We start from the raw sequence: 11,993 nt of genomic DNA on the forward strand, positions 1-11,993 counted from the left end.
CGTCGCGCGAGGGGTGAGCCGGCGTGAGTTCACTCATGTTCAGGTCGCCGACACCGGCCGGCGACCGCTCCTGACCAGGCCGGATCCGCCGGTGGCGGTTAGTCGAGCCGCAGTGCGAACCAGACCTGCTCGTCACCGGTGCGCTTGAGCGGCAGGCGGCCCCACAGGCCGTAGTGGACGAGTTGCGCCTCGCCGCCGAGCTGGAGGTCGGTCTCCTCGCCCGGCCACGCCGCCCGGACCTCCGGCACGACGCCCGGCGCGAACGTCACCACCCACGCCTCGGGCACGTCGGTGAGCTGGACCAGGGCGGTGCCCTTGGTGGTCAGCGGCACGTCGGTGGCGTACTTGGCGGCGAGGAGCGTGGTCAGCGCCTCGTCGATGCCGTCGACGGCGAAGTCCGCGTCCCCGACCACCAGTTCGCGCAGGGCGGCCTGGGCGTCCCAGCGGCGGAGGTCCATCTCGTGCGCGATGCGGCGGTGCCAGACCCACGCCAGGTCCGGGGCGGCGGGCGAGAACGTCCAGGCCGTCCGGTTGCCGGGGGTGGCCGGGAGCAGCTCGGCGGCCTTGGCGAGCTGCGCGTCGAGGTACTCCAGCGGCACCACCTCGGCGGGCGGGCGTGGCAGCCGGAGCTGGACGGTGCTGCCGGTGCGCAGGTACTCCAGGGACGTCTCCAGGAACCTGCCGACGTGCAGCGTCAGGTCGGTGAACGTCCAGCCGGGGCAGCTGGGCACCTTGGCGGCGGGGTCGGCCTTCCCGACCGCCGCCCGGAACATCTCCGCCTGGGCGGTGAAGACCTCGGTCCACCGCTGGGTGGTCCAACCTCCTGGCACGTCCAGCCTCCCGCTCTTGTCGATCGCTGCGCGGCCATCGTGCCGCACGGGCGGGCGTCCCGGCGGCGGAAGGCCGACCTTCCCACCTACCGACGCAGGGACGCCCCCGCCGGTGCCCTCGGATCACGACCGGCTCCCGGCGAGCGGTGCGCGGGCTTCGTCACCACAGGCGGCTGCGGGCCTCGTCGCGGGCGGCCGCGTCCAACCTCGCCTCGGCCGCCGCCCACCAGTCGATCAGATCGCCGGGCCGGAACTCCCAGACGAGGGGTTCCGCGGCGGCCGGCTCATCAGCGGCCGGCTCGGCGGGCTCCGGCTCGGCAACCACGGGCTCGCCGTAGTAGACGGGCTGGTCGTAGGCAGGCTGGTCGTAGACAGGCTGGTCGTAGACAGGCTGGTCGTAGACAGGCTGGTCGTAGACAGGCTGGTCGTAGACAGGCTGGTCGTAGACGCGCTCGTTGTAGACGGGCTCGTCGTGAGCGGGCTCGTCGGAGGCGGCCGGGCCTACCGGGGCGCGGGACTCGGCGATCGCGTCGGCGAGGTACCGCAGGGTGACCGGCTTCCTGAGCCGATGCCTCCCGACCGAGGGCTCGGCGGCGGCGAGGTCGTCGAGGTGGCCCGTGAAGCAGTTGTCGACCTGCTCCGGCCGAACTTCGGGCCAGACCTCGGGCCAGGCCTCAGGCCACACCTCGGGCTCCGCCGAGGACAGGGCGCGCGTCGCGGCCAGGGCCGGCGGGACCGTCCAGCGGACGGTGACGGCTTCGGCGGGCACCGTGGATTGGGCTGTTCGGGGTGGTGGGTGCAGCGCGCTCCACCGCGGCGCGAGGAACGCCTGGACGCGCGGTTGCACGGGCGTGCTCGGGCGCGGCGCGGGGCCGGCGGGCGTCGTGGGTGACAAGTGGTGCGCGACGACGAACTTCCAGCGCTGCCAACGGATCTGCCCGGGTGAGAGCACGCGGTGGCGGGCACGGGACGGTGTTCGGGTCAGCCGCGCGGCGAGGAAGCCGCGGAACTTGTCCAGCAGTCCGAGGGAAGCGATGAAAGCCAAATTCCGGGGTATCGGGAGCAAAATCGTCATGCGTCAATGGTCGAACTGCTGTTCGACGCCGGCAAGATCACCTTCGAGTGATCGCTATCGGGCGGACCTCGGCACCGTCGATCGCACGGCTGGTCGCCACGGACGCCGCCCCATGCAGGACCTGATCCACGGCTTCAAAGCCCGCCGCCTGGGCCCTCGCGCCGGCTGAGCGGGCCGGGACGACGCCGCCGAGCTCGACCACATCGACGAGGTCTCGCCAGGTGCCCACCGCGGTGTTTCGCGTTCGACCAGGTCGGACTACTCCGCCACACGGCTCAGGGCTGGGCATCGGTTCAAACTTGCTCGGCTCCCGGCGACCTACGGGCGCACGCACGGCATCCCGGTACTGCCACGGCCGCCGCATCGATGGTCGGTGGCCGCGCGGGGTCGTGCGGTGGGCGATCTGGTCCTTGTGTTCGGGGCGGGTGACGCGGATGCCGTCCGGCGGGGGTGGCGGTTGCGGGTTGTCCCCGGCCTGGCCCGGTGTGATCAGGATCCGTATCGGCAGGCCCGTCTGTTCACCGCGATGTGGTTTGTGGTGTTCGGTCCGTCCCGGGAACGTCCGGGTTCTTCCCCGTCGACGGCGAGGGCCGGAGTCGAAACCGATGATTCATTCCGATTCGCCGACCGGGTCGTCCTTGATGATCACCCGGTCCGGGATGCGTTGCCAGGTGCGGTCCACAGGCGCAGCCGCTTGTGCGCGGTTTCCACGCTCCGACGCCGGTGACAGGGGCTTGATCGCAGCCCACGCGCGATCGGTTGGCTCGCCGCGTTTCGCCAGGGCCGAGGACTGCCAGGGGACCTGATCGCCGGCTTGCAGGGCCCGGCCTAGGCCGGGCTGGGTTGGGAGCTGCGACGGCACCGGCGTTGGTGTGCAGGCTGGTGGGCCGGCGAAGCTCGGTGGTCAGCGTGCGGCCGGGAGCTTCGAGGCAGGTCGATTAGCCTGGCGCGCATGTTCGGTGTTGCCGGTCGTGCGGATGTGCCTCCGTTCCACGTCATGGACGTGTTGTCCGCTGCGGCACGGCGGCAGCGGGTGGTGGGGGATGTGGTGTCGTTGGCGGCCGGGCAGCCGTCCAGTCCGGCGCCCACGCCCGTGTTGGAGGCAGCCCACCGCGCCCTGCGCGAGCAGACCCTCGGCTACACCGAGCAGCTGGGGATCGTGGAGTTGCGGGAGGCCCTGGCGGGGCACTACCACCGGCAGTACGGGCTGGCGGTCTCGCCGGACGACGTCGTGGTGACGACCGGCTCGTCGGGCGGTTTCCTGTTGGCGTTCCTCGCTTCCTTCGACCCGGGCGCCCGGGTCGCGCTGGCCCGGCCCGGCTACCCCGCCTACCGCAACATCCTCACCGCGCTGGGCTGCGAGGTGGTCGAGCTGGCCTGCGGTCCGGAAACCCGGTTCCAGCCGACGGTGGCGATGCTGGACGACGCCGGCCCGCTCGACGGGCTGGTGGTGGCCAGTCCGGCGAACCCGACCGGCACCGTGCTCTCCCCGGACGAGCTGGCCGGGTTGGCGACCTGGTGCGCCGAGCACGACGTGCGGCTGGTCAGCGACGAGATCTACCACGGCATCAGCTACGGCACGCCCCTCGCCTGTGCCTGGCAGACCTCCCGCGACGCCATCGTGGTCAACTCCTTCTCCAAAGCGTTCGCCATGACCGGCTGGCGGTTGGGGTGGATGCTGCTCCCACCCGACCTGCGCCGGGCGGTGGACCGGTTGACGGGCAACTTCACCCTCTGCCCGCCCGCCCTGGCCCAGCACGCGGCCGTCGCCGCGTTCGAGCCCGAGTCCTACGCGCAGACCGAGCGACTGGTCGAGGGGTACCGCCTCAACCGCGACGTGCTGCTCAAGGGCCTGGCCGACCTCGGCATCGACAAGGTGGCCCCGGCCGACGGCGCCTTCTACGCCTACGCGGACGTCTCGCACCTCACCGACGACTCGATGGCCTTCTGCCGACGCCTGCTGGACGACACGGGGGTCGCGATCGTGCCCGGCATCGACTTCGACCCCGTGCACGGGCACGAGTTCATCCGGATGTCCTTCGCCGGGGCCGCCCCCGACATCGAGGAGGCGTTGCGGCGGTTGGGCGGTTGGTTGTCGTCATCATGATGACAGTTTTACCCGCTGGTTCGGCGGGGTGGGGGAACTGAACCCGTAGATCATTCGTTCGAGTGACCATGGTGCGGATAATCCTGTGGCTGCTCGCGGCCTGGCTCGTGATCACCGTGCTCGGCGCGGTCATCGAGGGCGTCTTCTGGCTCGCGGTGATCGGTGGCGTGCTGTTCCTGGGCACGGCCGCGTACGGCGCGATCAAGAGCAACAAGCGCCCCAAGGGCATCAAGGGACCCTGACGGACCTCGCGTTACCCCCACGAGCTGGAAAAACGCCGGCTCGACCCGCACCATGGGTCGGTGTTCGAGACCGATGAGCGCCGACTCGCCCACTGGGAGCGCCGCTCCGAGTGGCCGCTGACCGGCCTGGCCGTCCTGTTCGTGGTGGCCTACGCCTGGCAGGTCCTCGACGACCGCTCGACCCCCGGCCTGCACACGGTGCTCGAGGTCGTCCTCTGGCTGGTCTGGCTGGTCTTCGCCCTCGACTACGCCGTCCGCCTCAAGCTCGCGCCCGACAAGCGCAAGTTCGTCGTGAAGCACCTGTTCGACCTGCTCGCGGTGCTGCTGCCGATGGTCCGCCAACTGCGCGTGCTGCGGCTGGTCACCGTGCTCAAGGTGCTGAACAAGCGGTTCGCGGGCCGGTTCCGGCAACGCGTCGGCGTCTACGCCGCGGGCGTCACCGTCCTGGTCGGCCTGTGCTCCTCTCTGGCCGTGCTGGACGCCGAGCGCCACCACCCCGACGCGACCATCACCACGTTCGGCGACGCCACGTGGTGGACGCTCACCACGATCTCCACCGTCGGCTACGGCGACCGCTACCCCGTCACCTGGGAGGGTCGCCTGGTCGCCGCGCTGCTGATGATCGGCGGCATCGCCCTGCTGGGTGTCATCACCGGCACGATCGCGTCCTGGCTGGTCGAACGGCTCAGCGGGGTCGAGGAGTCGGTGACCGAGGCCGAGCAGGCCACCGCGGCCGAGCTGCGCCTGGTCCGGGCGGAGCTGGCCGAGCTGCGCGACGAGCTGCGCGCCGCGAGGTCGGCCAAGACCTGAGCACCTGCCGGCCCCTGCCGCAGCACGCCGACGAGCCCGCCCGCGACGTTCTCCCGACACGCATCCCGCCGTGGTCGAACACCACCCGGCGTCAGCTCGCGGATCCGATCCGCCGCAACGCCTCGGCCACGTCGTCCGCGCCCACGTCGCGGTGCAGCACGAACCGCACCTTGCCCGCCATCGGCCCGGCGAACACCCCCAGGTGCCGCAGGCCGGTCAACGTCACCTCCAGGTCGGGCACGCCGGCCAGCACGATGTTGGTCTCCGGCTCGTCCACCTGCCACCCCAGCTCGGCCAGGCCGCGCGCCAACGTGCGGGCGTTCGCGTGGTCCTGCGCCAGGTCGTCGATGCGCCCCAGCCCGACCAGGCCCGCCGCGGCCAGCACGCCACCCTGCCGCACGCCGCCGCCGAGCATCTTCCGCACCCGCCGCGCCTCCGCGACGAACGACGTGGTCCCGGCCACGATCGACCCGACCGGCGCGCCGAGCCCCTTCGACAGGCACACCTGCACGGTGTCCACCCCGACCGTCAACGCCGCCGGCGGCAGCCCCAGCGCCACGGACGCGTTCCACAACCGCGCGCCGTCCAGGTGCACCCGCAGGCCGGTCTCCTTCGCCGCCGAGACCAGCAGCGCGTGCTCGTCGGGCTGCGTCACGGCCCCACCGGCGGCGTTGTGCGTGTTCTCCAGGCACAGGAGCGTCGTGCGCAGCGTGTAGTAGGGCCCGGACGTCCCCGCCGCCGCACGCACCGCATCGGGTGACGCCCGACCCGGCCCCGCGTCGCACTCCAACGGCTCCGGCATCCCGCCCGCGATCCACGCCGCCGTGCCCAGCTCGTTGTCGAGCACGTGGGCGCCGCGCGGCGCGAGGAACCGGTCGCCGGGGCGCAGGTGCACGGTCAGCGCGATCAGGTTGCCCATCGACCCCGACGGCACCCACAACGCCGCGTCCACGCCCAGCAGCTCCGCGACCCGCTCTTCGAGCTGACGCATGGTGGGGTCGTGGTCGAGCACGTCGTCGGCGACCTCGGCGCCGGCCATGGCCAGTCTCATGGTCTCGTCCGGCTGGGTGACGGTGTCGGAGCGGAAGTCGAGCGGCGAGAGCTGGGTCACGAATGGATCACATCACACCGGGCAAGCCCTGACCCAGTCGTGCCGGCGGTACCACGATGGGGGTGACGCAAGTCTCGGTGGACCGGCGTGCAACCGTGGGCGCCCCCGGTTCCGTCCGGTCAGTGCAAGCACGACGAGTGGAGACAGTTCGCGTGGATCAGCGCGACGAGCAGGAGTTCGCGGAGTACTTCGCAGCTCGCCGGGAGGCCGTGCGCCGAACGGCGTTCCTGCTCTGTGGTGACTGGCACCGGGCGGACGACTTCGCGCAGACCGCGTTCGTCGCGTTGCACCGCAGGTGGCGCAAGGTCCGGGACAAGCAGGCCCTGGACGCCTACGTCCGCCGGTCCCTGGTGCGCGCGGTGATCGACGAGTCGCGCCGGCCGTGGCGGCGGGAGCGCTTCGTGGACGAGGTCCCGGAGACGCCCTCGGGTGACGGTGAGGTGGCGGACTCGGTGGCGACGCGCGAGGCGCTGGTCGCGGGCTTGCGACGGGTGCCGCCGAGGCAGCGGGCGGTGCTCGTGCTCCGGTTCCTGGAGGGCCTGGACGTCGCGGCGGCGGCCGAGGCGTTGGGGTGCTCCGAGGGCACGGTGAAGAGCCAGACCTCCAGGGGTCTGGACGCCCTGCGCGAGGCGTTGGGCGACTCGATCGAAGACTTGCGGCCGGCGTCGTGAGCGGGAGGAGGAGGTAGGTGGACGAGCACAAGCTCGCCGAGCTGTTCCGCGACGCGGCCCGGGACGCGCCGCCCCCGTCCTTCGACGTGGGCGCCGTGCGGACGGCCTCGGCGCGGGCGACCGCGCGGCGCAGGTCGGCCGTCGCCGTCGGCGCCGCCATGGCGGTCGTGCTGGTGTTCGGCGGCCTGGTCGTCACCGCGGACCTCGTGGGGAACACGAGCGCCGATCGCGCCGCCGCGGGTTCCGCTCAGGACGCTTCGTCCCCTAACCTCACACCCTTCGGCGCGGGCGAGCCGGAGGTGCTGTCGGAGAACGGTTCACCGGACCGCAACGGTGGAAACCCGCCCAAGATCATCCCCGAAGACCCGTCTACGCAGGGGGACGAGCCATCGGGGAGTGCCGACCGCTCCAAGGTCGGCAGCGCCCAACGCGGGTGCGTTGAGGTGGACCGGGAGCTCGCCGTCGCCCTCGCCGACGAGCTCTCGGTCGCCAACGCCGACGATGCGTCGCCCGCGCCCGTCGACTGCCCGACCGACGCGCGTGGCGCGAGCTTCCTCGTGCGCGACGGGGACCGCTACGGCACGGTGTCCGCCGTGATCGCACCGGCGGGCACGACCGGGCTGGTGCCCGACCGCTCCTACGTGGCCACGAGCGCGAAGACGCGCGGCGGCCAGGAGCTGCACGTGCTCAGCCGGTCGGAGGAGGGCTCGCCGGACGAGCCGTTCGCGGACGACCTGGCCGGGTTGGCGCAGCGGCTCGCGGCCCGGTTCTGAAGTCGCGGCGACCCGGATCACCACCCACCACCGAACTCGCGCACCACTAATTTGGTACGCTTGTACCAGATTGAGGGGGTGGTCGTCATGGCGTGGGCCGTGCTCATCGTGTCCGGGTTCTTCGAGGCGGGCTGGGCGGTCGCGCTGAAGCTCTCCGACGGCTTCAGCAGACTGTGGTGGACCGTGGCGTTCGCCGTGTTCGCGCTGGTCAGCTTCGCGGGCCTGGCGTGGGCCATGAAGCAGCTGCCCGCCGGACCGGCGTACGCGGTGTGGACCGGGATCGGCGCGGCGCTCACCGCCGTCATCGGCATGATCTGGCTCGGCGACGGCGTCAGCACGCTCAAGCTGGTCTCCATCGGCCTCATCGTCAGCGGTGTCGTCGGCCTCAACCTGGCCGGTGGCGGGCACTAGTACCTTTCCTGCAATGACAGCCGCAACGCCGAAGGGCGAACGCCGGCGCCAGGCGCTGGTCGAAGCCGCCGCGGGCCTCCTGGCCGACGGCGGCTTCGACGCGATCCGGCACCGCGCCGTAGCCGAGCGCGCGGGCCTGCCGCTGGCCTCCACCACGTACTACTTCGACTCGCTGGACGAGCTGGTCATCGCCGCCCTGGAGTTCCACGGCAACGCCGAGCTGGCCTACGGCAAGGCACGGCTCGACGAGCTCGACCCGCGCGAGTGCGGCGGCGACGCGTTCATCGAGCTCGTGCTGGACCTGCTGCTCGGGCCGTCCGGCGAACGCGACGCCGAGGCGGTGCTGCTGCGCTACGAACGCCTCGTCGCCACCGGTCGGCGGCCGTACCTGCGGCCGTTGATGCGCCGGATGTCCGGCGAGCTGCACGCCCTGCTGGTCGACATCTTCGCCCGGGCCGGTCAGCCGGTCGGCCGCGAACGCGTGGAGGAGCTGATCGCGCTGGTCGACGGCGCCGTGGTGAACGCGCTCATCGAGATCAGCCCGGACCCCAGGGCCGCCGCCCGGCGCATGCTGAGCAAGTCGATGCAACCTCGCTGACCCCCGACCGCGTAGAAGGTGTGGGGGCGCGGAAGGGGACCGATCGGCATGCGCAAGGCGGAAGAGCAGGGCTTCCGTGAGTTCGCGGTGAGCCATGCCGCTTCGTTGCGGCGCACCGCGTACCTGTTCTGCGGCGACTGGCACATGGCCGAGGACCTGATGCAGGCCAGCCTGCTCAAGCTGTACCAGGCCTGGCACCGGATCGAGTGGCGCGACAACCCGTCGGGGTACGCCCGCAAGGTGCTGCTGCGCACGTGGCTGGACGAGAAGCGCAGGCCGTGGCGGCGGGTCGAGCAGCGTGACGGCGAGGTGCCGGACGTGGCCGACTCGGCGGCGGACCCGGACCGGGCGGGCGAGCAGCTGTGGGCACGCGACCTGGTGCACGCGGCGCTGCTGCGCGTGCCGCCGCGCCAGCGGGCCGTGCTGGTGCTGAGGTACTTCGAGGACCTGCCGGTGAGCGAGGTCGCGGTCGCGATGAACTGCACCGAGGGGACGGTCAAGAGCCAGACGGCGCGCGGCCTCGTGGCGCTGCGGGCGGCGGTCGAGCAACTGGAGCGGGGGGCGGTGGTGGCGTCATGAGCGAGGCGGAACTGCGGGAAGGCCTGCGGGCCGCGGTCGGCGACGAGCCGCCGTTGCGCTTCGACGCGGACGAGCTGATCCAACGCGCCCGGCACGTGCGCAAGCGGCGTCGCGCGCTGGTGGCCGTGGCGGTGGTGACGCTCGCCCTCACCGGCACGGTGCTGTCGCTGCCCGGCTTGTTCGAGCCGCGGCCCGGGCTCGACGCGGCGAGCGGGCACGTGCTGACCACCACGCCGGCGTCGTCGGCAGCCCCGGCGCCGAGCCCGACGTCGTCGGCGGTGCCGCAGGACCCGGTGCCGGAGCAACCGGCGACCACCGAGCAGCGGGCCGACGTCCCGCCGAAGCTCGCCGCGGGCGCCGGCACGCGCCTCTCGGTGTACCTGACCCAGCGGTTCGCCGAGGTCGTGCCCGACGTGAAGGTGCAGGGCACCGAGTTCGTCGACGTCGACAAGCAGCCCGGGTACCTCACCGGGTGGGTGAGCTTCGTCGACCGGTTCGGTTCGAGCCAGGTGCTGGTGCGGCTCACCACGCCGCCGTCGCGGGTGACCCGGGACGAGTTCTGCACCGAGATCGGGTGCGACGAGGCCGTGCGCCGGCAGGACGGCACCTACCTGCTGTACGCCCTGCCCACCACCGCGTCGAACCGGAAGCTCGTCACGCACACGGTCGCGCACCTGCGTGCCGACGGCTCGGCGGTGCAGGTCAGCGGCTACAACTTCGACCCGACCACGGGCTCGGTGGTGCGGGCCGAGGTGGCGTTGACGGTCGACCAGCTGGTGGCGCTGGCCACCGACCCGAAGCTGGCGGTGTCCTGACGCTCCCCGGCGTCCGGCGGCCCGTCCGGGCGAAATATGCTGGTCACGTGACGGTCAAGCCCCGAATCGCCAATGTCCTCGCCGGTCGCTACGCCTCCACCGAGCTGGCCACGCTGTGGTCCGCCGAGCACAAGATCGTGCTGGAGCGGCAGCTCTGGCTCGCCGTCCTGCGCGCCCAGGCCGAGCTCGGCATCGACGTTCCCGCCGAGGCCGTCGAGGACTACGAGCGGGTGGTCGAGCAGGTCGACCTGGCGTCGATCGCCGAGCGCGAGCGGGTCACCCGGCACGACGTGAAGGCGCGCATCGAGGAGTTCAACGCGCTGGCCGGGCACGAGCACGTGCACAAGGGCATGACGTCGCGCGACCTCACCGAGAACGTCGAGCAGTTGCAGGTCGTGCGGTCGCTGGAGCACGTGCGCGGCAAGACCGCCGCCGTCCTGGCGCGCCTCGCCCGGCGGGCCGCCGAGCACACCGACCTGGTGCTCGCGGGCCGGTCGCACAACGTCGCCGCCCAGGCCACCACGCTCGGCAAGCGCTTCGCGACCGCCGCGGACGAACTGCTGGTCGCGTTCCGCCGGCTGGACGAGCTGATCGCCCGCTACCCGCTGCGCGGCATCAAGGGCCCGGTCGGCACCGCCCAGGACATGCTCGACCTGCTCGGCGGCGACCGGGACAAGCTGGTGGAGCTCGAACGCCGCGTGGCGGGCCACCTGGACTTCGAGAACGTGCTGACCAGCGTCGGCCAGGTCTACCCGCGGTCGCTGGACTTCGACGTCCTGTCCACCCTGGTGCAGCTGGCCGCCGGACCGTCGTCGCTGGCCAAGACGATCCGGCTGATGGCGGGCCACGAGCTGGTCACCGAGGGCTTCAAGGCGGGCCAGGTCGGCTCCAGCGCGATGCCGCACAAGATGAACACCCGGTCGTGCGAGCGGGTCAACGGCTTCGCGGTCATCCTGCGCGGCTACCTGTCCATGGTCGGCGAGCTGGCGGGCGACCAGTGGAACGAGGGCGACGTCTCGTGCTCGGTGGTGCGCCGGGTCGCGCTGCCGGACGCGTTCTTCGCCTTCGACGGGCTGCTGGAGACGTTCATCACCGTGCTGGACGAGTTCGGCGCGTACCCGGCGGTCGTGGCCCGCGAGCTGGACCGCTACCTGCCGTTCCTGGCGACGACGAAGGTGCTGATGGCGGCGGTGCGCGCCGGCGTGGGCCGGGAGACCGCGCACGAGGCCATCAAGGAGCACGCGGTGGCGGTGGCGCTGGCCATGCGCGAGCAGGGCCTGGCCGAGAACGACCTGCTCGACCGGCTCGCCGCCGACGACCGCCTGCCGCTGGACCGCGCCGCCCTGGACGCCCTGCTGGCCGACCGCCTGTCGTTCACCGGTGTGGCCGAGCAGCAGGTCGCGGACGTGGTGCGGCAGGTCGAGGACGTGGTGGCGAACCACCCGACCGCGGCCGGCTACGTCCCGGAGCCCATCCTGTAGCGAGATCGCGAACGATCGACTTCCAGGCGACCGGGCCGCCGTCTGCGGAGCAGCGGCAACCTACCCAGCCCGGTTCCACACCAGGCGGCCCCGGCGGGTCTTCTCGCACACCAGCTTGCGGCCCGCCGGGTCGACCGCGGTCGCGCCCTCCTCGTCGCACGGGAAGCCCTCGATGGCCACCTCGTCGAAGCGGGGAGGTGTCGTGGTCGGCTTGACCGTCGGCTGCGGCTGGACCTGGACCGGTGGTGGCGGTGGAGGTGGCGGCGGTTCGGTCGTCTCGGCCACCGTCGGCGGTGGTGGCGGCGGGGTCGTCGCCGCCGGTCGCACCGAGATGTTCGCCACCGCCGGGATCGAGGTGACCGGCGCCGTGCTGGAGATCGTCGGGAGCACCACGGGCTCCGGGCTCGCCGACGGCTTCGCGCAGGCGCCCGTGAGCAGCAGCACGAGCAGCCCGCCGCCCGCCGCGACAGGTGCCACAAATGCCTTCCGA

At 72.3% G+C, this 11,993-nt stretch carries 14 protein-coding genes; 10 read left to right on the forward strand and 4 right to left on the reverse strand.

Annotation, left to right across the window (positions count from 1 at the left end):
• Nucleotides 1-98: 98 nt before the first annotated feature.
• Both ACYVLT_RS29665 and ACYVLT_RS29670 read right to left on the reverse strand, forming a co-directional pair.
• Complete coding sequence (locus ACYVLT_RS29665; protein WP_461123467.1) at nt 99-830, reverse strand: maleylpyruvate isomerase N-terminal domain-containing protein; 732 nt, start codon at nt 828-830, stop codon at nt 99-101.
• Between the two features lie 160 nt (nt 831-990).
• Nucleotides 991-1,905, reverse strand: coding sequence for a hypothetical protein (locus ACYVLT_RS29670; protein WP_461123468.1), 915 nt, complete (start codon nt 1,903-1,905; stop codon nt 991-993).
• A 952-nt stretch (nt 1,906-2,857) separates the two neighbouring features.
• Between ACYVLT_RS29670 and ACYVLT_RS29675 the strand changes: the two genes are divergently transcribed.
• The 3 genes from ACYVLT_RS29675 to ACYVLT_RS29685 all read left to right on the forward strand — a co-directional run bounded on the left by ACYVLT_RS29675 (nt 2,858) and on the right by ACYVLT_RS29685 (nt 5,064).
• The gene (locus ACYVLT_RS29675) at nt 2,858-4,012 is read left to right on the forward strand and encodes a pyridoxal phosphate-dependent aminotransferase (RefSeq protein WP_461123469.1); all 1,155 of its coding nucleotides are present in this window, start codon (nt 2,858-2,860) and stop codon (nt 4,010-4,012) included.
• Between the two features lie 62 nt (nt 4,013-4,074).
• Nucleotides 4,075-4,254 carry a hypothetical protein gene (locus ACYVLT_RS29680; protein ID WP_461124178.1) on the forward strand — a complete coding sequence of 60 codons (180 nt, stop codon included), beginning with the start codon at nt 4,075-4,077 and terminating at the stop codon, nt 4,252-4,254.
• A gap of 60 nt (nt 4,255-4,314) precedes the next feature.
• Complete coding sequence (locus ACYVLT_RS29685) at nt 4,315-5,064, forward strand: potassium channel family protein (protein ID WP_461123470.1); 750 nt, start codon at nt 4,315-4,317, stop codon at nt 5,062-5,064.
• A 91-nt stretch (nt 5,065-5,155) separates the two neighbouring features.
• Here the strand turns inward: ACYVLT_RS29685 and ACYVLT_RS29690 are convergent, their stop codons facing one another.
• Nucleotides 5,156-6,175 carry a threonine aldolase family protein gene (locus ACYVLT_RS29690; protein ID WP_461123471.1) on the reverse strand — a complete coding sequence of 340 codons (1,020 nt, stop codon included), beginning with the start codon at nt 6,173-6,175 and terminating at the stop codon, nt 5,156-5,158.
• A 152-nt stretch (nt 6,176-6,327) separates the two neighbouring features.
• On the opposite strand from ACYVLT_RS29690, the gene ACYVLT_RS29695 reads away from it, so the two are divergent.
• From ACYVLT_RS29695 to purB, 7 genes are read left to right on the forward strand one after another with little or no spacing between them, the layout of a single operon-like run.
• On the forward strand, nt 6,328-6,846 hold the full coding sequence (locus tag ACYVLT_RS29695; protein ID WP_461123472.1) for a SigE family RNA polymerase sigma factor: 519 nt from the start codon (nt 6,328-6,330) through the stop codon (nt 6,844-6,846).
• A gap of 17 nt (nt 6,847-6,863) precedes the next feature.
• Nucleotides 6,864-7,619: a hypothetical protein gene (locus ACYVLT_RS29700; RefSeq protein ID WP_461123473.1), complete on the forward strand. Its 756-nt coding sequence runs from the start codon at nt 6,864-6,866 to the stop codon at nt 7,617-7,619.
• Nucleotides 7,620-7,679: 60 nt separating this feature from the next.
• A complete protein-coding gene (locus ACYVLT_RS29705) occupies nt 7,680-8,030 on the forward strand; it encodes a DMT family transporter (RefSeq protein ID WP_461123474.1) in 351 nt (116 codons plus the stop codon).
• A gap of 13 nt (nt 8,031-8,043) precedes the next feature.
• On the forward strand, nt 8,044-8,628 hold the full coding sequence (locus ACYVLT_RS29710) for a TetR/AcrR family transcriptional regulator (RefSeq protein WP_461123475.1): 585 nt from the start codon (nt 8,044-8,046) through the stop codon (nt 8,626-8,628).
• 48 nt (nt 8,629-8,676) lie between these two features.
• The gene (locus tag ACYVLT_RS29715) at nt 8,677-9,207 is read left to right on the forward strand and encodes an RNA polymerase sigma factor (RefSeq protein ID WP_360463043.1); all 531 of its coding nucleotides are present in this window, start codon (nt 8,677-8,679) and stop codon (nt 9,205-9,207) included.
• Complete coding sequence (locus ACYVLT_RS29720; RefSeq protein WP_461123476.1) at nt 9,204-10,022, forward strand: hypothetical protein; 819 nt, start codon at nt 9,204-9,206, stop codon at nt 10,020-10,022. Before ACYVLT_RS29715 ends, ACYVLT_RS29720 begins: the two co-directional genes overlap by 4 nt.
• A gap of 47 nt (nt 10,023-10,069) precedes the next feature.
• Entirely contained in the window at nt 10,070-11,503 is a 1,434-nt protein-coding gene (purB, locus tag ACYVLT_RS29725; RefSeq protein ID WP_461123477.1) for an adenylosuccinate lyase, read from the forward strand.
• 60 nt (nt 11,504-11,563) lie between these two features.
• On the opposite strand, the gene ACYVLT_RS29730 is transcribed toward purB, so the two are convergent.
• A complete protein-coding gene (locus ACYVLT_RS29730; RefSeq protein ID WP_461123478.1) occupies nt 11,564-11,980 on the reverse strand; it encodes a hypothetical protein in 417 nt (138 codons plus the stop codon).
• Nucleotides 11,981-11,993 lie beyond the last annotated feature (13 nt).

This window comes from Saccharothrix stipae, assembly GCF_054781895.1.

Excerpts from the sequence above, each read along its gene's own strand:
- ACYVLT_RS29710 (WP_461123475.1), top strand. The coding sequence starts at position 8,044 with ATGACAGCCGCAACGCCGAAGGGCGAACGCCGGCGCCAGGCGCTGGTC.
- ACYVLT_RS29720 (WP_461123476.1), top strand. The coding sequence starts at position 9,204 with ATGAGCGAGGCGGAACTGCGGGAAGGCCTGCGGGCCGCGGTCGGCGAC.
- ACYVLT_RS29670 (WP_461123468.1), bottom strand. The coding sequence starts at position 1,905 with ATGACGATTTTGCTCCCGATACCCCGGAATTTGGCTTTCATCGCTTCC.
- ACYVLT_RS29715 (WP_360463043.1), top strand. The coding sequence starts at position 8,677 with ATGCGCAAGGCGGAAGAGCAGGGCTTCCGTGAGTTCGCGGTGAGCCAT.
- ACYVLT_RS29675 (WP_461123469.1), top strand. The coding sequence starts at position 2,858 with ATGTTCGGTGTTGCCGGTCGTGCGGATGTGCCTCCGTTCCACGTCATG.